This is a genomic window from Photobacterium lutimaris, from assembly GCF_003025555.1.
Taxonomy (GTDB): domain Bacteria; phylum Pseudomonadota; class Gammaproteobacteria; order Enterobacterales; family Vibrionaceae; genus Photobacterium; species Photobacterium lutimaris.
Window position 1 is genome coordinate 116284 of the sequence record NZ_PYMH01000015.1, and the last position, 19399, is coordinate 135682.

Annotated in this window: 18 protein-coding genes and 2 tRNA genes; 14 read left to right on the forward strand and 6 right to left on the reverse strand. The window is 49.6% G+C overall.

The genetic code is table 11. The features are described 5' to 3' along the window. Window positions 1–6 precede the first annotated feature (6 nt). Both C9I99_RS23025 and C9I99_RS23030 read left to right on the forward strand, forming a co-directional pair. Window positions 7–1158: a YjgN family protein gene (locus tag C9I99_RS23025; RefSeq protein WP_107351176.1), complete on the forward strand. Its 1152-nt coding sequence runs from the start codon at window positions 7–9 to the stop codon at window positions 1156–1158. Further along, complete coding sequence (locus tag C9I99_RS23030; RefSeq protein ID WP_107351177.1) at window positions 1155–2150, forward strand: M48 family metallopeptidase; 996 nt, start codon at window positions 1155–1157, stop codon at window positions 2148–2150. The genes C9I99_RS23025 and C9I99_RS23030 overlap by 4 nt, the downstream gene beginning before the upstream one ends. 111 nt (window positions 2151–2261) lie before the next feature. Here C9I99_RS23030 and C9I99_RS23035 read toward each other — a convergent pair whose 3' ends face one another. The 5 genes from C9I99_RS23035 to pepA all read right to left on the reverse strand — a co-directional run bounded on the left by C9I99_RS23035 (window position 2262) and on the right by pepA (window position 8768). Further along, the gene (locus tag C9I99_RS23035) at window positions 2262–3167 is read right to left on the reverse strand and encodes a bifunctional helix-turn-helix transcriptional regulator/GNAT family N-acetyltransferase (protein ID WP_107351178.1); all 906 of its coding nucleotides are present in this window, start codon (window positions 3165–3167) and stop codon (window positions 2262–2264) included. Between the two features lie 35 nt (window positions 3168–3202). Next, complete coding sequence (locus tag C9I99_RS23040; RefSeq protein WP_107351179.1) at window positions 3203–3673, reverse strand: DUF2061 domain-containing protein; 471 nt, start codon at window positions 3671–3673, stop codon at window positions 3203–3205. Between the two features lie 192 nt (window positions 3674–3865). Next, complete coding sequence (locus C9I99_RS23045; RefSeq protein ID WP_107351180.1) at window positions 3866–6727, reverse strand: valine--tRNA ligase; 2862 nt, start codon at window positions 6725–6727, stop codon at window positions 3866–3868. Window positions 6728–6754: 27 nt separating this feature from the next. Further along, window positions 6755–7207: a DNA polymerase III subunit chi gene (locus C9I99_RS23050; RefSeq protein ID WP_107351181.1), complete on the reverse strand. Its 453-nt coding sequence runs from the start codon at window positions 7205–7207 to the stop codon at window positions 6755–6757. 52 nt (window positions 7208–7259) lie between these two features. Beyond that, on the reverse strand, window positions 7260–8768 hold the full coding sequence (gene pepA, locus C9I99_RS23055; protein ID WP_107351182.1) for a leucyl aminopeptidase: 1509 nt from the start codon (window positions 8766–8768) through the stop codon (window positions 7260–7262). A 196-nt stretch (window positions 8769–8964) separates the two neighbouring features. Here pepA and lptF point away from each other — a divergent pair, with 196 nt between their 5' ends. Together lptF and lptG are read left to right on the forward strand one after the other, a co-directional pair. Further along, entirely contained in the window at window positions 8965–10065 is a 1101-nt protein-coding gene (gene lptF, locus C9I99_RS23060) for an LPS export ABC transporter permease LptF (protein ID WP_107351183.1), read from the forward strand. Continuing rightward, complete coding sequence (gene lptG, locus C9I99_RS23065) at window positions 10065–11135, forward strand: LPS export ABC transporter permease LptG (RefSeq protein ID WP_107351184.1); 1071 nt, start codon at window positions 10065–10067, stop codon at window positions 11133–11135. Before lptF ends, lptG begins: the two co-directional genes overlap by 1 nt. 65 nt (window positions 11136–11200) lie before the next feature. Here the strand turns inward: lptG and C9I99_RS23070 are convergent, their stop codons facing one another. After that, window positions 11201–11695, reverse strand: coding sequence for an RDD family protein (locus C9I99_RS23070; RefSeq protein ID WP_107351185.1), 495 nt, complete (start codon window positions 11693–11695; stop codon window positions 11201–11203). Window positions 11696–11924: 229 nt separating this feature from the next. Between C9I99_RS23070 and C9I99_RS23075 the strand changes: the two genes are divergently transcribed. From C9I99_RS23075 to C9I99_RS23120, 10 genes are all read left to right on the forward strand, one after another. After that, complete coding sequence (locus C9I99_RS23075; protein WP_107351186.1) at window positions 11925–12128, forward strand: hypothetical protein; 204 nt, start codon at window positions 11925–11927, stop codon at window positions 12126–12128. Further along, window positions 12128–12433, forward strand: coding sequence for a hypothetical protein (locus C9I99_RS23080; RefSeq protein ID WP_107351187.1), 306 nt, complete (start codon window positions 12128–12130; stop codon window positions 12431–12433). Before C9I99_RS23075 ends, C9I99_RS23080 begins: the two co-directional genes overlap by 1 nt. 156 nt (window positions 12434–12589) lie before the next feature. Then, a tRNA-Leu gene (locus C9I99_RS23085) sits at window positions 12590–12675 on the forward strand. A 464-nt stretch (window positions 12676–13139) separates the two neighbouring features. Beyond that, window positions 13140–13448, forward strand: a complete 309-nt coding sequence (locus C9I99_RS23090; protein ID WP_107351188.1) for a PTS sugar transporter subunit IIB — start codon at window positions 13140–13142, stop codon at window positions 13446–13448. 102 nt (window positions 13449–13550) lie between these two features. Then, window positions 13551–14885 carry a PTS sugar transporter subunit IIC gene (locus C9I99_RS23095; RefSeq protein ID WP_107351189.1) on the forward strand — a complete coding sequence of 445 codons (1335 nt, stop codon included), beginning with the start codon at window positions 13551–13553 and terminating at the stop codon, window positions 14883–14885. A gap of 56 nt (window positions 14886–14941) precedes the next feature. Next, window positions 14942–15265 (forward strand): PTS lactose/cellobiose transporter subunit IIA, encoded by a 324-nt coding sequence (locus tag C9I99_RS23100; RefSeq protein WP_107351190.1) that lies wholly within the window; start codon window positions 14942–14944, stop codon window positions 15263–15265. Beyond that, the gene (locus C9I99_RS23105; RefSeq protein ID WP_107351191.1) at window positions 15262–16572 is read left to right on the forward strand and encodes a 6-phospho-beta-glucosidase; all 1311 of its coding nucleotides are present in this window, start codon (window positions 15262–15264) and stop codon (window positions 16570–16572) included. The genes C9I99_RS23100 and C9I99_RS23105 overlap by 4 nt, the downstream gene beginning before the upstream one ends. 55 nt (window positions 16573–16627) lie before the next feature. After that, complete coding sequence (gene chbG / locus C9I99_RS23110) at window positions 16628–17368, forward strand: chitin disaccharide deacetylase (protein ID WP_107351192.1); 741 nt, start codon at window positions 16628–16630, stop codon at window positions 17366–17368. 207 nt (window positions 17369–17575) lie between these two features. Further along, a complete protein-coding gene (locus C9I99_RS23115) occupies window positions 17576–18571 on the forward strand; it encodes a LacI family DNA-binding transcriptional regulator (protein WP_107351197.1) in 996 nt (331 codons plus the stop codon). Window positions 18572–18748: 177 nt separating this feature from the next. Beyond that, window positions 18749–18834: transfer RNA gene (locus C9I99_RS23120), tRNA-Leu, on the forward strand. The last annotated feature ends 565 nt before the right edge of the window (window positions 18835–19399 follow it).

A 19399-nucleotide genomic window follows, 5' to 3' on the forward strand; every position in this document is an offset into this window, starting at 1 on the left:
TGATAAATGGAAAATCAGATAAGGTTTTATGGCCGGGGGAGTGAGTTCTTCGGGATCTGGATCGTCAATCTTCTGCTCAGTATTGTCACCTTAGGTGTTTACTCGGCATGGGCAAAAGTTCGCACGAAGAAATATTTCTATGGCAATACTGATTTGGCTGGAGATAGGTTTGATTACCATGCTAAGCCGATTCAAATTTTAAAAGGGCGAATTGTCGCCGCGGTGTGTGTGGCGGTCTGGTTGATATCGAACAGCTTTTTTCCGTTGTTCTCCTTAGTTCTTTTTTTGGCATTTGCCCTTGCGCTGCCTTGGCTGGTACGCGGCAACACGCGTTTTGATGCAAGGGTAACAAGTTACCGCAACGTGCGTTTTGACTTTGCTGGAACGCTTAAAGGTGCTTATGGTGTTTTCCTTGGCTGGCCAGCACTTTGTTATTTGTTAATTGGCCTCTGCTTCTTTTTTACCTTTTCCGTTGCGGGAAGCTATCCGGTTGCCGGTGTGCTGCTGGGCATACTGACCTTTGCCCTCGGGTTTGTGCTTTACGCGTGGATCGCTGCGCAGATGGCGACATATTTTATTAATGGCTACCGTTATGGAGACAGAGCTTTCAGTGGTGATGTTGAGCTTAGCGTCTATATAAAAACATACTTTTTAGGGGGCTTGCTAGGCATTGGTTTGAGTGTTGTCTGGGTAATTATCGGAGCGACTTTGGGGGGGGTATCAATGTTGTCTGAGCTAGGCTCTACTGGGCAAATGGCAGGGCCTGGAGCATCCCTAGGAATGATTGTGGTCATTGCGGCGAGTTATGCCAGTATGATTTTGACAATGCTTGTTGTTATGGGCTTTATCAAGGCTCGAATACGCAATTACCTTTTTGGCCAGGCTCTCATCGACGGTGAACCCGAGTACAGGCTGAGCTCCCAAATGTCGACCTGGGGATTAGTCTCTTTGATGGTAACTAACTTTCTACTCACTGTTGTAACCTTGGGCTTTGCCCGCCCATGGGTCAAGGTTCGTACCGCCCGTTATGTTGCGGATACGACGATGGTGATAGGAGATCTGGATAAACTGGTAGTTCAGGGAAGCGATACAGGCACAGATTCTGCTATTACTGATGAAGTCTCCAATGCGCTTGACTTGAATATAGGCATCGGATGATTGTCAGTGGCATTTGCTACCTTCCTCGAAGTTCTAAAAGGCAGAATGCGAGTATTCAGTTTTTGCCCTCTGACCGTATTCGGCTGGTGAGTGAGCAGGAGCAGCATGAGTGGTTATTGTCCGAACTAACGCTCAGTGAGCCGCTGGGCAGTGTGCCGAGAAAGGTTATTTTTCCCGATGGCACACAGTTTATTGCTGATGATCAGCGAGTGCTTGATGGGTGGCTCTGGTCGGGAAAGGGGAGCTGGTTGAACAGGGTTGAGCAAAACACCCCTATGATTGCTGCTAGTCTTGCAGCCATCGTTGTGGTGTGTGTCCTGCTGTTTTCCCACGGAGTCCCATGGCTGACAGGTGCGTTAGTGCGGGTGATGCCAGAACAAGTCTCTCACGCTGTAGGGGAGCATGTGCTGGCAACCCTAGATGATCACTTGCTGGAGCCCACTGCGCTAAGTCGTAGCCAGCAGGTAGCGATAAATACAAGATTTGAGCAGGTAGTTATTGCCTTACCTTCGTTATCGGTACAACCCAGGCTTATTTTTCGCCGCTGGGGGAATGGGCCTAATGCGATAGCGCTTAGCGATGGTACGGTGATTGTCTTTGATTCTTTGGTTGAGCTGGCTGAGACCCCAGAGCAGCTAGACAGTGTCATACTGCACGAACTAGGACACATCCAGCACCAGCATGTCATGAAGTCTCTGGTTCGGTCTACTTTGCTTTCAGCGGCTGTCGCGGTAATGACTGGGGAAAGCACGGGCTTGATTGATGTTTTCAGTGGCGTGGGAGTGTTCTTGGTGACCCAGGGGTATTCTCGCGATGCAGAAGAGGAGGCCGATCAATTTGCGGCTGAACAGATGCTTCACCTACATGGCTCTGTCGCTCCAATGCAGCAAATGTATGAGTTACTTAAAGCGACTGCTGGTGAGGGTGATTTGCCACAATGGCTGAGTACTCATCCCAAGCTAGAGGAAAGGATCAAGGTGATCGCACAATAAGGGGTCACTTCTTGCGTTACTGCTAAAGTGCCGACTTCAAAAAAGCTGGCCACTGGCCAGCTTTTTTATGCCTGTTATGTACAGCCACAGCCACAGCCACAGCCAAAGGCGCTACAGCGTCTTGAGCATCCTGACTTCGCAGGCATCGTGGCCAGTTTGCCCCATGGCGTGGGGGATCCGGACAAAGCCCAGTCCTTTATACACATTGATGGCAGCCTGCAGCGAGGCCGTCGTTTCGAGGTAGCATGCCTGGTACTGTTGCTGGCGGGCAAATTTCAGTGCCGTGGCGGCGATCCGCCGGGCGAAGCCTTTACCGCGCAACTCCGGCAGGAAATACATCTTCTGCAGTTCACATACCGCTTCTTCCCCAGCCAGGGCTGCGATCCCTCCACCGCCCAGGATGCGGTTGTCCTTCTCTACCACCCAGAATGCGCTGCCAGGCGAGCTGTAGACCTCGCTGAGCGCATCCAGCGTCGGATCTGAAACCCCATAGCCTTTATCAGCGGTCAAGCCGTGCTCGGCTGATACCCGGCGTACGACGGCAGCCATGGCGGCGTTATCAAGTGGCGTAAGAAGCCGGAGCAGATAGCCCTCCTGCTGCCTGCTGGCCTGAATGGCTTTGGTGTAACGCCGTAGGCTCTGGGCCAGGGCCTCGACTTCATCCTGGTCGAGCTGTGCCATGAAGTGGGCAACTTGCTGGTTGAGGGACTGGTTGAGGGTATCAAGCAGTGCTTGGCCTTGCTCGGATAGGCGGGAAAGCTGCTTGCGGCCATCTTCGGGATCGGCTTGGGTCGTCAGCAGGCCGGCATTGAGCAGGCTGGCACTGGTTCGGCTGGCATTGGATTTATCGACCTTGAGCCGGGCGGCAAGCTGGTTGACGGACAGTGGCTGGCATTCCAGTTCAATCAAGGCGTGAGCTTGGACTGGGGTGATATCAAGATTACCGCATTGGCGGTCAAGCATACCCAATTCCCGCACGAGTTGGCGGGATTGGGTTCTGAGTGAAGCGGCGTCCATGTTGGTGTCCCTTTGGTTGCTTAGTGCAACCAAAATTAGTTGCTTCTCGCAACATTGTCAACCGCGATGTCGCTGACATCGGCACATTGCTGCAACTCACCGTGGTGACAAGCAAGGTGGCCCAAGGCTTCTTTGGCAGCTTGCTGAGCGGTTTTTTTCTGCCAGATACGTTCATGGAAGTAGTAGGCGATGGTATTGATGGCAGGCTCAATGGTTGCCATCACGCTACCAATCAATACGTCGCCGGTTAGCAGGTAGGCGACACCAAAAGCAACGCTGAAGTGGACAACGGCAAAGCTGATGGTCTTGCGACCGGGATTGGCATAACCGGTACGCCGCAACCCTTTGCTCTGCCAGGCTTTCTCATGAAAGTAAAAGGCCACCGTGTTGACCATCGGCTCTATCATGGCGATCAGGCTGCTGATCAGGATTTCCCCTGTCAGTAGGTAAGCAACACTAAACGCGACAAAAAAATGGATGATGGCAAAACTAACGGTCTTTTTCATGGTGGACTCTCCCTCAGTGGATAATTGGATATTAATGATATTTATTATCATTTGCAATCCATTATCATCTATCGCTTTGATAGGGGTGACCGATGAACGAATAACATCGTGATTTTGAGAGAAGGCAGTAATGAGGTGGCAATAAAAAAGCCGGCGCGAAGGCCGGCTTTGGATCTGTTTGGCGGTTGGCGATTATAGCGCAGCGATAGTCGCTTGCTGCTCGGCCAGTTTCACCAAGGTTTCTTTGTAGCCTTCAAGCTTCTCGCGCTCTTTTGCTACAACGGCTTCCGGTGCTTTGGCAACGAAACCTTCGTTGCCTAGCTTGCCTTCGATACGCTTGATCTCACCTTCGGTCTTCTTCACTTCACCCGCTAGGCGAGCAAGTTCAGCATCTTTGTCGATAAGGCCTGCCATCGGGATCATCAGCTCAGATTTACCTACCAGCGCGGTTGCACATGCAGGTGTTTCCTCACCATCAGTCAGTACTTTAATGCCTTCTAGCTTAGCTAGAGACATCAGTACTGTACGGTTTGCTTCGATACGGGCTGCATCTTTCTCGTCAGCGGCTTTCAGCATCACATCAAGCGCTTTGCTTGGTGCAATGTCGTATTCGGCACGTAGGTTACGGATGCTGGTGATGAAGGCTTTCACCCACTCAATATCTGCCAGTGCGTTCTCATCGAAGTTAGCTTCGTCGAACTGTGGTAGCGGCTGAGTCATGATTGTTTCACCTTCAACACCGTCGACTAGTGGCATAACACTCTGCCAGATAGATTCAGTGATGTAAGGCAGAACTGGGTGTGCAAGACGTAACGTTCTCTCAAGTACAGTGATCAAAGTACGACGTGTTGCACGCTGCTGAGCTTCAGTCCCTTTCCAAAGAACAGGCTTGGTTAGCTCTAGGTACCAGTCACAGAATTGGTTCCAGATGAACTCGTAAATCGTACCGGCTGCCATATCGAGACGGTAGTTCTCGATATGTGCATTGAAATCTTTAGCTGCAAGCTCGAACTGAGATTCGATCCACTTATCAGCTAGAGAGTACTCAAGCTCTGCACCTTCACCGAAACCGCAATCTTGCTCTTCCGTGTTCATCAGTACGTAACGGCTTGCGTTCCATAGCTTGTTACAGAAGTTACGGTAACCTTCTAGGCGTTTCATGTCCCAGTTGATGTCACGGCCCGTTGAGGCCATTGCTGCCAGGGTAAAGCGCAGTGCATCGGTACCGTATGCTTCAATGCCGTTCTCAAACGTTTTGCGCGTTTGTTTTTCGATCTTCGCGGCAAGTTGAGGCTGCATCATGTTGCCACAGCGCTTCTCTACGAGCTCTTCAAGGCCGATGCCGTCGATCATGTCGATAGGATCGATAACATTACCTTTCGACTTCGACATTTTGTCGCCGTTCTCGTCACGGATCAGACCCGTTACGTAAACCGTTTTGAATGGTACTTGTGGTTTGCCGTTTTCATCTTTACAGAAGTACATGGTCATCATGATCATGCGGGCAACCCAGAAGAAAATGATATCAAAACCGGTCACCAGTACATCTGACGGGTGGAAGGTTTTCAGATCATCGGTTTGCTCTGGCCAGCCTTGGGTACCGAATGTCCAAAGGGCTGATGAGAACCAGGTATCCAGTACATCGTCGTCTTGGCGAAGAACCACAACCGGTGCCAGGTTGTTGTTTGCACGTACTTCTTCTTCTGTACGGCCAACATAGACCTTACCGTCGTTATCGTACCAAGCCGGGATGCGGTGGCCCCACCAAAGCTGGCGAGAGATACACCAATCTTGGATATCGCGCATCCAAGAGAAGTACATGTTTTCGTATTGCTTAGGAACGAACTGGATTTCGCCGTCTTCTACTGCCTTGGTCGCTGTTTCTGCAAGCGGTGCAGCACGGACATACCATTGGTCAGTTAGCATCGGTTCGATAACCACGCCACCACGGTCACCGTAAGGGACGGTCAGATCGTGATCTTTGATTTCTTCAAGCAGACCAAGCTCATCAAGCTCTGCAACAACCGCTTTACGGGCTGCGAAGCGCTCCATACCGTGGTATTTCGCTGGTAGCTCAGTGCTGTATGCATCGCTAGCTTCACCGTTGGTGGTGAAGACTTCAGCGGCATCGCGGATGTCAGCATTGAAGGTCAGGATGTTGATCATCGGTAGGCTATGGCGCTTACCCACTTCGTAGTCGTTGAAATCGTGTGCAGGGGTGATTTTCACACAACCTGTGCCTTTTTCCATATCGGCATGATCATCGCCAACAATTGGAATGCGACGGTCAACGATAGGTAGCAGGATTTCTTTACCAATCAGATCTTTGTAGCGTGGATCTTCAGGGTTAACAGCAACACCGGTATCACCCAGCATGGTTTCTGGACGGGTTGTTGCGACCACAATGTAGTCTTTGCCTTCTGCCGTCTTCACGCCGTCAGCCAGCGGGTAGCGGAAGTGCCACATGTGGCCTTTCTTGTCTTTGTTTTCGACTTCTAGATCTGAAATAGCGGTGTGTAGCTTCGGATCCCAGTTAACCAGGCGCTTACCGCGGTAGATAAGGTCATCTTCGAACAAGCGGACAAACACTTCTTGAACCGCATTAGATAGACCGTCATCCATCGTAAAGCGTTCACGATCCCAGTCTACAGATGCACCTAGGCGGCGAAGCTGTTGAGTGATGTTGCCACCAGACTCCGCTTTCCATTCCCAGATTTTGTCGATGAAGGCATCACGGCCGTAGTCGTGCTTGTTCTTGCCTTCTTCGGCTGCAATCTTACGCTCCACAACCATCTGGGTTGCGATACCCGCGTGATCGGTACCGACTTGCCATAGGGTGTTCTTGCCCTTCATACGCTCACAGCGGATCAGGGTATCCATGATGGTATCCTGGAACGCGTGGCCCATGTGCAGGCTACCTGTGACGTTTGGCGGTGGGATCATGATGCTGTAGGCATCTTTTGATGTGTCACCGTGAGGCTTGAAGTAACCAGCCTCTTCCCAGCGCTGGTACAGCGCTTTTTCAATTGATTGTGGATTGTATGTCTTTTCCATAGCGCTCTTAGAAGGATCTATGTGGAATTAAGGCGTCGTTGCAGCATTGGCCGTATTGAGCTGGATACCAGCTTGGCGATATTGCTTGTAGCGATCGCGTGCCAATTGCTTCAGATTTTCATCGCAAGGAACGAAGTCTATCACTTGTGAGAAGGTTACGGCAAAATTTGGTGCATTTTGCCCCAAATTAATCAAGATCCCGCGGCGTCCGCTGTGGCGCAGTCCGGGCCAGCCAATTTCGACCGGTGAGCCGCCGCGAGGGCCTTCACCGATCAGGTTATGGGGCACGAAATTATCGGGATCCAGTTGCCATAAATACTCATCTATTTGTTCTGCTTGCGCTTTGTCTGCTGCCAGCAGGTAGACTTTGTGGCCCTGGCGGTAACTCATAGCTGCTTGATGACAAGCAAAATGCAATTGGAATTGGTTATCCTCTGCATATTGCTCTTCACTGATTATATAAAAAGTAGCATGAGTCATGGCGTTTACTCTATAAACGAAGGGGGCCGTTTGGCCCCCTTTCGCGTCAATGTTACTCGACGTTCTCTAGGCCGGCTCGGTTGAGCAGGAATTGGACCAGCAACGGGACCGGACGGCCGGTTGCCCCTTTGGCCTTGCCGCCGACCCAGGCGGTACCGGCGATATCCAGGTGTGCCCAGTTGTACTTTTTGGTAAAGCGCGACAGGAAACAGCCGGCGGTGATGGTACCCGCACCCGGAGAGCCGAGGTTGGCCATATCGGCAAACGGGCTGGCTAGCTGCTCTTGGTACTCGTCGTTCATTGGCAGGCGCCACGCACGGTCACCGGCTTGCTCGGAAGCATTGATCAATTCGTGGGCTAGCGGGTTGTGGTTCGAAAGCAAGCCACTGATGTGGTTACCCAGAGCCACGACACAGGCACCGGTTAGGGTCGCGACATCGACCACGCACTCTGGTTCGAAACGCTCAACGTAGGTCAGCGCGTCACACAGTACCAGACGGCCTTCGGCATCGGTATTTAATACTTCAACGGTTTGGCCCGACATCGTCGTTAGGATGTCACCTGGACGGTAGGCACCACCACCTGGCATGTTTTCGCAGCCTGCAAGGATACCGACCACATTGATCGGTAGGTTCAGTTTTGCCAGTGCTTTCATGGCTCCGAAGACGGTTGCGGCACCACACATGTCGTATTTCATCTCATCCATCTGGGCCGATGGTTTGATGGAAATACCGCCGGAATCGAACGTCAGGCCCTTACCGATCAGAACAATTGGCTTGGCGTCTGATTCGGGATTGCCTTTGTATTCAATCACCGACATCATGGCTTCGTTTTTCGAGCCTTGGCCTACCGCGAGGTAAGAGGTCATGCCTAGCTCTTTCATTTCCTGTTCACCAATGATCTTGGTGCTGACAGTATCGAAATCATCGGCCAGACGACGTGCCTGAGAGGCTAGGTAGGCTGGGTTGGCTACATTGGGTGGCATGTTACCCAGATCTTTACCCGCTTTGACGCCCGAGGCGACAGCTAGGCCGTGCGAAATCGCTCGCTCGCCCAGAGAAAGCTCACGGCGGGTTGGTACATTGAATACCAACTTGCGCAGCGGACGGCGGGTTTCCGGCTTATTGCTCTTGAATTGGTTGAAGGTATACAGGCTGTCCTTGGTCGTTTCAACGGCCTGGCGGACTTTCCAGTAGGTATCACGGCCCTTGACGTGCAGTTCGGTCAAAAAGCAGACCGCTTCCATCGAACCGGTTTCGTTCAGGGTGCTAATTGTTTTTTTGATGATCTGCTTGTACTGGCGTTCATCTAGCTCGCGCTCTTTACCACAACCAACCAGTAATACACGCTCTGATAATACGTTCGGTACATGGTGAAGTAGCAGCATTTGGCCCGGCTTGCCTTCGAGATCACCGCGGCGGAGCAGTGAGCTGATATAGCCCTCACTAATTTTGTCGAGCTGTTCGGCAATGGGAGAAAGGCGACGTGGTTCGAATACCCCTACGACGATACAGGCACTGCGCTGTTTCTCGGGGCTACCACTCTTTACACTGAACTCCATGCGTACTCCTACATCCTAATAAAGACAATTAAAGCTAAATGTTAGATAATGCCGCACTTATGTTGCTGGACCCTAAATTCGGTATAGGATTAAAGTGCAGGTTAACAATTAGCCGAAAGATTAAAAAAATAACTGATTAACCGAAAAATTATAGTGATTCCAGTAAAAAAACAAGTTTTCTATGGGTAAATAAAGCGTGATTATTGTTCGGTATTTGACACGTGAGACATTGAAAAGCCAATTTGCGGTGCTTTTTGTCCTTTTTCTTGTCTTTATTAGTCAGAAATTTATTCGCATTCTAGCTGATGCAACAGAGGGTTCCATCCCGAGTGATTTGATCGTGACCTTGCTCGGTTTATACATGCCTTCGATGGCCTTGTTGATGTTGCCGCTGAGTTTGTACATTGGCATTTTGCTGACTTTCGGTCGTTTATACGCTGAAAGTGAAATTACGGTGATGAATGCCACTGGTATTGGCAACAAGTTCCTGATCCAGGCAGCGCTGTGGCTGGCGATTATTACCGGCGCTTTTGCGGCATTTAATGCGCTATGGCTAGCCCCTTGGTCGATGGAGAAAACTGAGCAGCTGGTGGAGCAGGTCAAGGCAGACTCCGGTCTCGACTTATTGGTGAAAGGCCAATTCAAATCTGCGCCTGGTGGGCAGGGGGTGGTATTTGTCAACGACATTACCAACAGTGGTAACCGGCTGGATAAAGTGTTCGTTGCCCAGTTGTCTTCCCGAGATACTTTGCGGCCAAGTGTATTGGTTGCTGATCGTGGGTATGTCAGTGAGCTCCCAGATGGACGTCAGGTTCTGGATCTGAAAGAAGGGACCCGCTATGAAGGCCTCCCGACCCGGCTGGATTATTCGATTACCCAGTTTGATGATTACCAAGCCCTGATTGGCCAGCGGGCGGTGCGTGAAAAACGTCGTGACTGGGATGCCTTGCCGACACTTGAACTGATGCAACGCTCTGAGCTAGCAGCTAAAGCCGAGTTCCAGTGGCGGATGTCACTGGTATTATGTATTCCTTTGCTGACGATGGTGGTGGTGCCGCTATCGGCAGTGAACCCGCGCCAGGGGCGCTTTGCCAAGTTGGTGCCTGCGGTGTTGATTTATCTGACGTACTTTTTGGCGATCAGTGCGGGAAAATCGGCCATCGAAGACGGCGGCCTACCGTCGTATATCGGCTTGTGGTCAATCAACGGGGTGATCTTTGTGGTAGCAGTGGCCCTGAATAGTTGGGATACCTTAGCGGTACGTAAATTGAGAGAGAAGTTTCGGAGACGCGGTTAATGTTTAAGATTCTGGATTTATACATTGGCCGGACACTGATTTCGACGTCGGCCCTGACATTGTCGACCTTGGTGGGCTTGTCGGCGATCATCAAGTATGTCGAGCAGCTACGTAAAGTCGGTGATGGCACTTACGATTTGTGGAAGGCGTTGGCTTATGTCCTGCTCAGTATCCCGCGTGATATCGAGATGTTCTTCCCGATGGCGGTGTTGCTGGGGGCATTGATTGGTCTAGGCATGCTGGCATCAAGTTCTGAGCTGGTCGTGATGCAGGCGGCTGGCTTCTCAAAGCTGGATATCGGCCTGTCGGTGCTGAAAACGGCAGTCCCGTTGATGCTGATGGTGACGCTGCTTGGTCAATGGGGGGCTCCTGAAGCCCAGAAGGCGGCCCGTGAGCTGCGTGCTCTTTGGACCTCTGGCGGTAATATTCTTTCTGTCCAGCGTGGAATATGGACCAAAGATGATAATGATTTTATCTATATCGGCCGGGTGCATGAACAAAAAGAGCTGCACGGCATCAATATCTGGCAGTTTAACGAGCGAGACGAGTTGACCCACTCCACCTTTGCCGAATCTGCAGCGTATGACAATGAACGTGGATGGCAACTCAAGGATGTGACGGTAACAACCCTGGGTAAGGAGCAGCAAGTTAATGAGCGGTTGGCGCAGATGTATTGGCAGACCACGCTCACGCCCGATAAGCTGGCAGTGGTCACCCTTAAGCCGGAAGAGCTTTCATTGACCGGAGTGTATGACTACAAGAGTTATCTCGAGGACTCGAAGCAGGATTCATCGCGATACGCCCTAGCGTTTTGGCGTAAGGCTCTTCAGCCTATCTCTATTGCGGTGATGATGTTGCTGGCGCTGTCATTCGTGTTTGGCCCTCTACGCTCGGTTACCATGGGGGCAAGAGTATTGTCTGGGGTGATCTTCGGTTTTGGCTTCTATATTTCAAACGAAGTGTTCGGACCTATGAGTATCGTCTATCGATTGCACCCCATTATCGGGGCACTCGGACCGAGTTTAGTGTTTTTGTTTATCACCATCTATCTGCTTCGTAGAAAGCTATAAAGATTGGAAAAAGAAAAGGCGCCAGTGGCGCCTTTTTTGTGTCTGTTGAACTGTCCTCTATAAGGTTAGTTGACCTTTGGCAGGACAACCATTTCGCAGTCTGCCATGGCATCTTGGAATGATTGATTTGTTTTGCTGAAAGGTGACAACAAGTTGCCCAGCCCAAATGCCGACGTTGCCATACGGATCATCGCTTGGGTTGGGCGAATATTAGAGCCGTCTTTATTCTGTATGCGTAACTTCCATGCCCGCATGCCCAACGTTTGCCCTGCTTGGCACCAAAAATAGGTGAAAAAACCCACAATAACCATGGCCAGGTAGCCAGTGTAGAGCATGCCAACAACAGGGTGCTTGGTCATGTAGGCACTGACATCGTCGTAGCCACTGATATCGACTATCCCGGTGGAGACCAAGATTGCCATTAAACCGATAGCGAGCCCTCCTGCGAGCATCAGGATTGCGGCGATGACAAGGCTGTCATAGAGCCAGGCCGCCAGACGGCGAAAAAGGCTTGGGTATTGTTTAGTAGGATCAACGTCCGATTGTTTCTTCTTTTTCACAAGGTTATCCAAATTAACGTAGCTTCAAGATGTTGTGGGCAGTGTAGCAATATAAGCCTGCTGGGTGAATGGGGCGGATCTTGGAAATGAGAGCCATCCCGGCAGCAGTTTTGGCTAACAGCGCTATATTTATTGGAGTCTGTAGCCTGAGGCCCAATGGGGCTCGGAAGCTGCGGTAGATGTCTATACGAAAGCCTGTTCTAAGGCATTGAGATTGAGGAGCAACACAATGGCTGATACCAATGACAATACGACTAACTGGCCTGAACTTGCGGGAGCTCTGTATGACAAACTGACGGAACGTCATGCAGAGCTGACCTATGATTTTGATCATGTTGAAATTAGCGTGCCAAGTGGTGCTGGTGACAAACCAGAGCATTCAGTCTGGAAGGTTAACGGCAGTATTAGTATCCGTGGCCGCAATCTCGACTGATGTTGGAATATGATGGTGATATCGAGGTGGTGCTCAATGATGATATTGCTCACTTTAATGCACAAGGTTTACAGCTATCTCTGACGGTTTCTAGTCCTGAGATGCTGTTTGCTCTGATTGGCGTTTATCGGCGCTTGCCAGAGCCTGACATAGCGATGAAGATGCCTCTCGTGTTCGATAGACATCGGCTGGTGGTCAAGATTTCTAACGGGGGGGGCGGTCGCTATTACCCGCCGGCAGAGCTGGATGCGTACTTGGCTGCCGTACCAATTATCTTTCTCTGGTTTTCTCTGGTGGCTCCGTAATGGCCCGGTTTTTCTCTTTCAGTATTGGCTAGGGGATAAGCGACAGTAGAGGGTTATACCCGCAATTGCTCATTTTCTCAGCAAACAAACGCCAAGGTGATGTTTTCGCGTTTTTTCTATTGCGTTGTAAAGCCAGATACGTAGAATGATTTGCATGCCCGGGTGGCGAAATTGGTAGACGCAGCGGATTCAAAATCCGCCGGTGAATAACTGTGCCGGTTCAAGTCCGGCCCCGGGCACCATTTTTAAATGACAAAGCCTCGACGAAAGTCGGGGCTTTGTTGTATCTGCAGTCCTCTTTTTTCATGTTGTCTCTTGGGGATTTTCTGCTTTTTGACCCTACTTCAGTGGCATCAAGTTGCCGAACTCAGAGTTTTGTCAGTCTATCCTGTTCAAGCAACATAACTGAACGGAAGACCAAGCCTATTTCGATCTTATGTAAAAATAAACATGTAACTGCAAGTGTTCATGCTCAAAAAAACATGAAGTATTTCCATTTTTATTTAATTTACTGGTTGCCAATAATAAATGCGGCACGAATCTTCCATTTATTGATAAATTAATCATGAATGTAGATTTAATATTTTATTAGCGATATTGGGATATTACTCACACTAAATGCAACCGGTTGCGCTTTTTATTTTAAATGTGTTGGTTATACTTTTTGCATAGTTGAAGAAAGTGTAAATATAAGCGGAGTGAGAGAATGAAAATTTTATTATGTTGCAGTGCTGGAATGTCAACCAGTATGCTGGTACAGAAGATGGAAAAAGCGGCTATGCAGCGTGGAATGAAATGCCATATTGAGGCATTGCCTGTCAGTGCCTTTGAAGATGTCGTTAAGGACTATGATGTTTGCTTATTAGGGCCCCAAGTTCGGTTCCAGTTGGCCGAACTGCAAAAGACGGCAAGCCTTTATGGCAAGCGGATAGAAGCGATATCACCGACAGCCTACGGATTGATGAAGGGGGAGGAGGTCCTCGACCAAGCTTTATCCTTAATGCCTGAGCAATAAAATCATTCCCGTTGACCGATAAGCAATAAAAATAAGGAATACTAATGCCTCCTGTATTTTTTACGGGGCGATAGGCTACATTTTAAATAAAGGAATATCCCTATGAAGTTTTACGATAAATTAATGGGTGTCGTCGAAAATAATATTGCCCCCATCGCTGTAAAGGTCGGTTCGCAAAAACATGTCAGAGCAATGCGTGATGGTTTTATTACTGCGATGCCGTTTATTATTGTAGGAAGCTTTTTATTGATTTTGGCTTTTCCTCCTTTTGCTGAAGATACGCAAAATGGGTTTGGTCGAGCGTGGTTGGACTTCGCCGGTAAGAATTTCGATATGATTATGATGCCCTACAACATGACAATGGGCATCATGACCATATTTGTGTCTATGGGTATAGGTTATAGCCTTGCCCGTGCCTATCAGATGGATGGTATTACCAGCACCTGCTTGTCGTTGATGTGCTTTTTGCTGGTTGCCGCGCCTGTCAGTAATGGTGGTTTGCCTGCATCTCATATGGGGGGGACGGGGATTTTTACCGCTGTCCTCAGTGCTTTTTATTCCGTTGAGCTGATCAGGTTCCTTAAGAAACACAACATTACTATCCGATTGCCAGAACAGGTTCCCCCGGCAATAGCGCGCTCTTTTGAAATGCTGATCCCGGTGCTGGTGGTATTTATGACGGTCTACCCGCTGAGCTTATTTGTACAGAGCCAGTACGATATGTTGATCCCTGATGCGGTTATGCAAATGTTCAAGCCGTTGATCAGTGCATCAAACAGCCTACCGGCAATCATTGGAGCTCTGCTGGTTTCGCAACTGTTATGGTTTGCCGGCATTCATGGTGCGGCAATTGTTGTTGGGCTGCTGTCACCGATTTTCTTGACCAATATCGGGGCAAACATAGACGCATTTGTGGCCGGCGAACCTATCCCTAATATCTTCACTCAGCCTTTCTGGGACTTCTATATTTTCATTGGTGGTTCGGGTGCCACTTTGGCGTTGGCTATTTTGATGGTCTTCAGCCGTTCGGTACACCTTCGCAGCTTGGGCCGAATGAGTGCTGTCCCAGGTTTCTTCCAAATCAACGAGCCCATTATTTTTGGTACGCCTTTAGTGCTTAACCCTATGTTGTTCATACCTTTTGTCTTTGCACCGATTGTCAATGCGGTGATTGCGTATGTTGCTGTGCACTCGGGCTTGGTTGGAATGGGAGTGGCAACGACGCCATGGACAACCCCCGCCGTTATCGGTGCTTCTTGGGGAGCCGGGTGGACGCTGGCACCAGTGATTTTGGTCGTTGGGTTACTCATCCTTGATCTGCTGATTTACCTCCCGTTCTTCAAGATGTTTGAAAAGCAGTTGCTTGAACAAGAGAAGGAAACAGCAGCTAGCAAAGAGCAAGGCAAGGCCCCTATCGGTGAAGGTGCCACCGCTTAATAGTGTGGCTGCAGGCATCTGCCTGCAGCCCTTGATATCAACACAAGGAGAGATTGATGGATCAGGAATCTGTAGTGATGGACATTATTGTCAATGCTGGTGAAGCGAGAAGTTTGTGCTACGAGGCATTGGCTCTAGCACGGCAAGGAGACGCTGGAAAAGCGCAGGGGTTGTTAAAGCAAGCAAAAGGCTGTCTTAATCGCGCCCATTTGACCCAGACTCAGCTGATTGAAGTAGATCAAGGGGAAGGTAAGGTGAAAATGACATTGGTGATGGTGCATGCTCAAGACCACCTGATGACAACCATTCTTGCCCATGAAATGGCGACAGAAATGGTTGCGTTACATGGCAGGCTGGCGAGCAATAAGGATGGACAATGACCAAATCACTAAAACTGGCGATTATCGGTGGCGGAAGCAGCTATACGCCAGAACTTATCGAGGGAGTGCTAAAGCGCCTCGATCACCTTCCTGTAACGGAAATGCATTTTGTTGATATTGAAGCCGGACAGCACAAGCTCGATATTGTTGCAGCCCTAGCCCGACGAATGGTCGAAAAAGTGGGGGCTAATATTGAGATCAACGCGTCATTAGATCGCCGAGCGGCGATACAAAATGCGGATTTTGTCATGACTCAATTTCGAGTTGGTGGCTTGCAGGCCAGGGCTAATGATGAGCAGATCCCACTCAAGTATGATGTGATTGGTCAGGAGACGACAGGTCCCGGTGGCTTTGCCAAAGCGCTACGGACGATCCCTGTGATATTGGATATTTGTCAAGACATCGAAGCGCTCGCACCGGATGCCTGGATGCTGAACTTTACTAATCCTGCCGGGGTGGTGACTGAGGCGATCCAGAAATACAGCCGGGTAAAAACAATTGGTCTATGTAATGTTCCGGTATCGATGCAAATGATGATCGCTGAGATGATGTCATGCCCGCCAGATCAGTTGTCGCTGGAGTGCATTGGGTTAAATCACTTGGTCTGGGCCCATCGGGCGTGGATAGGTGGCCAAGATGTAACGGCTGAAGTCCTCAAGAAAGTGGGGGATGGCCAGAACTTCAGCATGAACAATATTTTCGAGGAGCCATGGGATCCTGACTTCCTTAATGCGCTGGGGGCGATCCCTTGCCCTTATCATCGGTATTACTACCAGGTGGATGCTATGTTGGCAGAGGAAAAAGCGTCAGCACTTGAGGGCGGAACGCGTGCCCAACAAGTCATGGAGACTGAGGCTGAGTTATTTGAGCTATACAGCGATGAAAATTTGGCGGAAAAGCCCAAGCAATTGGAATCACGTGGCGGGGCCTACTATTCCGATGCTTCACTTAATCTTGTTGATGCTATTTACAACGATCGCAAAACGATCCATGTGGTCAACGTGCCAAATAACGGAACGATCTCCAGCCTAGACGATGATGCGGTTATTGAGTGCAGTGCTGTTGTCGGGAGCTGGGGAGTAAGGCCACTTGCGGTTGGTCATCTTAGTCCCGCCATCACCGGCTTGATCCATCAGGTCAAGGCGTATGAGCAGTTGACGATTGAGGCGGCCGTTGAAGGAAGTTATGACAAAGCGCTGATGGCTCTAGCAAGTAATCCGCTGGTGCCTGATATCACGCGGGCCAAGGCTATTCTTGATGATATCCTTCGTACCAACGACGACTATCTTCCTTACTTTTCCAGATAGCGAATATTTAATGCAGCGCTATTCAAGTTTGTTACACCGGCATGGGAGGGAACCAATGCATGTCATATTTAATGCGGACGACTTTGGGTTGACGCCTGGAGTCAACCTAGGGATTGCACAAGCTTGCCAAGCCGGGGTGGTTCGCTCGACCACGCTGATGGTTGGTATGGCTGCGGAGCAGCATGCACTTGAGATTGCATCCAGTCTGCCATCGTTGGCTGTAGGGTTGCATCTGCGGTTTACTGCAGGCTCACCGTTAACCGCTGCTGCCGATTTGGTGGGTAATGACGGCCAATTTTTGGCAAAAGAGCGTTTTTGGCAAAAGCAATCATTCGCTGAGCAGCAAGTCGCAGACGAAGTCACGGCGCAAATTGAACATTTCCTGGCAACAGGTTTATCACTGACCCATGTTGACAGTCACCATCATGTCCATATGCACCCGAAGTTACAACCTGTTATTGAAGAGGTTGTCGATGGCTACCAAGTGCCCCTTCGGGCCAGTTGTCGCTACCATTCACAACAGTATATGTTTAGCCAGGATTTTTATGGCGACAGGCTTAGCTTAGATAAACTGTTGGCGATTATTGAACGCTACCGAGGCCGCTGCGAAGTGTTGGAAATTATGTGTCATCCCGCCTATTTGGATCAGCCCCTGATTGAATCAAGTGGCTACGTCTTGGCAAGAGCTACGGAGCTGGACATTTTAACGGATGAGAGGCTCAGTAACATTTTGCCGCAGTGGGGAGTGGTAACCGGTGATTTTAAGCGACTAAGGCGGGCTGTGGCGACAGTATAAATAGACATAGCGGTTGCCAGTAGCGCACTTCCCCCCTTGTTGTATTGGTGCTCTCTACTGGCAACTTGCTATATGTTGGGATCTGAATACGAAAACATGACCAGGCTACTTCATGTGAACCTTAAATCACTCTATATTCAGTCATTCTTTGGGTTGAACCGTAAATGTGGTTTGACAATGGATGGTGAGGGAGGAAACACGACCGCCATGGCAAGTATAAAGGATGTTGCGACATTGGCCGGTGTCCACCGCTCGACAGTATCTCGGATCATCAATGGAGAAGGTGCATTTAGGTCAGACACAAAAAGGAAAGTCGAGCAGGCAATGGCTGAGCTGAATTACCGGCCGAGTGCGATTGCTCGTTCATTGGCGACGGCATCGTCCAATATGACCGGGCTGCTGGTAACTTACTATACCGGTGGTTTCTTTGGTCAGATGATGGATCAAGTTCAGACGGAGCTAGATCGCCACAATAAATTTTTGATCACCGCTCAAGGCCACCACAGTGCAGAGGGAGAAAGGGAGGCGATACGACGCTTCCATACTCTGCGGTGCGATGGCTATATCCTCAATAGTCGTCACTTGAGTGACGATGAACTCAGAGCGTTGGCGCTTGAGCCTACGCCTTTTGTCCTGCTTGATCGCCTCGTTGAGGGGCTGGAAGCTCGTTGTATTACCTTTGACCATACTCTGGCCGCAAAAATGGCCGTGAATTATCTGATTGAGCAGGGGCATCGTGATATTGGATGTATCTCCGGGCCGTTGAGCCGGGCAAGTAGCCATCTCAGGCTGAACGGGTATAAGGAGGCTTTGTTACAAGCCGATATCGATGTCCATCCGGCCTTGTGTGTCGAGGGAGATTACGGCCGTATGAGTGGCTACTTTGCGGCGCAGCAGCTGCACCGTTCAGGTCTGGAGCTGACGGCGTTATTCTCTTGTAGTGAGGAAATGATGCAGGGAGCGATACAGTTTTTCCATGAACAGAATGTGGCGCTACCGGAAAAGCTTTCTTTGATCAGCTTTGACAGTATTGATTTATGTGATGCGATTTACCCTCAGGTGTCGTCGGTTCATTTCCCTATCAGCCAGATGGCCCAAACCGCCGTTGAATTGCTGATGAGCCAGATTCAGCACACGGATAACAACATTATGCGGCATTTCATGCCCGAACTTCGGCTGCGTAATAGTGTAACTGAGGCTTGATCGCCAATTTGGCCACAAAAGCAGGGCGATATCGGAAGCAAGCTTAGGTTCAAGGTGACATGGTTGTTGGCAATGTGAACGGATTGGCTGCGTGCTGTTCGCTTGGTACCTGTTTTTATCAAAGATAGTAAAAAAGGATTGTCTATCAGGTTGATATACGTATAATGAGCCGCATCTGCCCGGGTGGCGAAATTGGTAGACGCAGCGGATTCAAAATCCGCCGGTGAATAACTGTGCCGGTTCAAGTCCGGCCCCGGGCACCATTTTCAAATGATAAAGCCTCGACGAAAGTCGGGGCTTTGTTGTATCTGCTTACCCGTTTTTGGCTCGATCGCCTTTTGCCTGCTTCTCAGCTCTTGTCATTCAAGCGACCTCATTATCCTAGCCTTTGATCATATCTGCCCTTATTCAAGCGGATCCCATCTATATACTGGCCGCGAAATAAAACATTGCTGTTATATATAAAGAGGTTTTTTGCCCCCTACCTTAGAAAAGTCGGTTTACTAAACTGCAAAACTATTGCTCACGGCACTGCCGTGCAGGTAAATTATGCGTAAAAGAGAAGGTTTGTCTGTTTATTGAGCGCTTGATTGATTTAAATGAAATAATCGCATGTTAGCTATTGCCAATGTGATCGAACTCTCTATAATGCGACCTCACTGACACGGAGCACGGCAACTTAAGCCGCTAACCAATCAGTATTGTTCTTTAACAATTTGACCATGCAATCTGTGTGGGCACTCGTGAAATGATAGTCAACAAAAGAATTATCAATGAAACTGAGTGACCAATACAAAATAGCGATTCTATTTATAGGAAAGGTATTTT

Coding starts and splice junctions, on each gene's coding strand:
- C9I99_RS23045 (WP_107351180.1), bottom strand. CDS start 6,727: ATGGAAAAGACATACAATCCACAATCAATTGAAAAAGCGCTGTACCAG.
- C9I99_RS23100 (WP_107351190.1), top strand. CDS start 14,942: ATGGATCAGGAATCTGTAGTGATGGACATTATTGTCAATGCTGGTGAA.
- lptG (WP_107351184.1), top strand. CDS start 10,065: ATGTTTAAGATTCTGGATTTATACATTGGCCGGACACTGATTTCGACG.
- C9I99_RS23030 (WP_107351177.1), top strand. CDS start 1,155: ATGATTGTCAGTGGCATTTGCTACCTTCCTCGAAGTTCTAAAAGGCAG.
- C9I99_RS23095 (WP_107351189.1), top strand. CDS start 13,551: ATGAAGTTTTACGATAAATTAATGGGTGTCGTCGAAAATAATATTGCC.
- C9I99_RS23025 (WP_107351176.1), top strand. CDS start 7: ATGGAAAATCAGATAAGGTTTTATGGCCGGGGGAGTGAGTTCTTCGGG.
- C9I99_RS23105 (WP_107351191.1), top strand. CDS start 15,262: ATGACCAAATCACTAAAACTGGCGATTATCGGTGGCGGAAGCAGCTAT.
- chbG (WP_107351192.1), top strand. CDS start 16,628: ATGCATGTCATATTTAATGCGGACGACTTTGGGTTGACGCCTGGAGTC.
- C9I99_RS23040 (WP_107351179.1), bottom strand. CDS start 3,673: ATGAAAAAGACCGTTAGTTTTGCCATCATCCATTTTTTTGTCGCGTTT.
- C9I99_RS23115 (WP_107351197.1), top strand. CDS start 17,576: ATGGCAAGTATAAAGGATGTTGCGACATTGGCCGGTGTCCACCGCTCG.
- pepA (WP_107351182.1), bottom strand. CDS start 8,768: ATGGAGTTCAGTGTAAAGAGTGGTAGCCCCGAGAAACAGCGCAGTGCC.
- C9I99_RS23050 (WP_107351181.1), bottom strand. CDS start 7,207: ATGACTCATGCTACTTTTTATATAATCAGTGAAGAGCAATATGCAGAG.
- C9I99_RS23090 (WP_107351188.1), top strand. CDS start 13,140: ATGAAAATTTTATTATGTTGCAGTGCTGGAATGTCAACCAGTATGCTG.
- C9I99_RS23080 (WP_107351187.1), top strand. CDS start 12,128: ATGTTGGAATATGATGGTGATATCGAGGTGGTGCTCAATGATGATATT.
- C9I99_RS23035 (WP_107351178.1), bottom strand. CDS start 3,167: ATGGACGCCGCTTCACTCAGAACCCAATCCCGCCAACTCGTGCGGGAA.
- C9I99_RS23075 (WP_107351186.1), top strand. CDS start 11,925: ATGGCTGATACCAATGACAATACGACTAACTGGCCTGAACTTGCGGGA.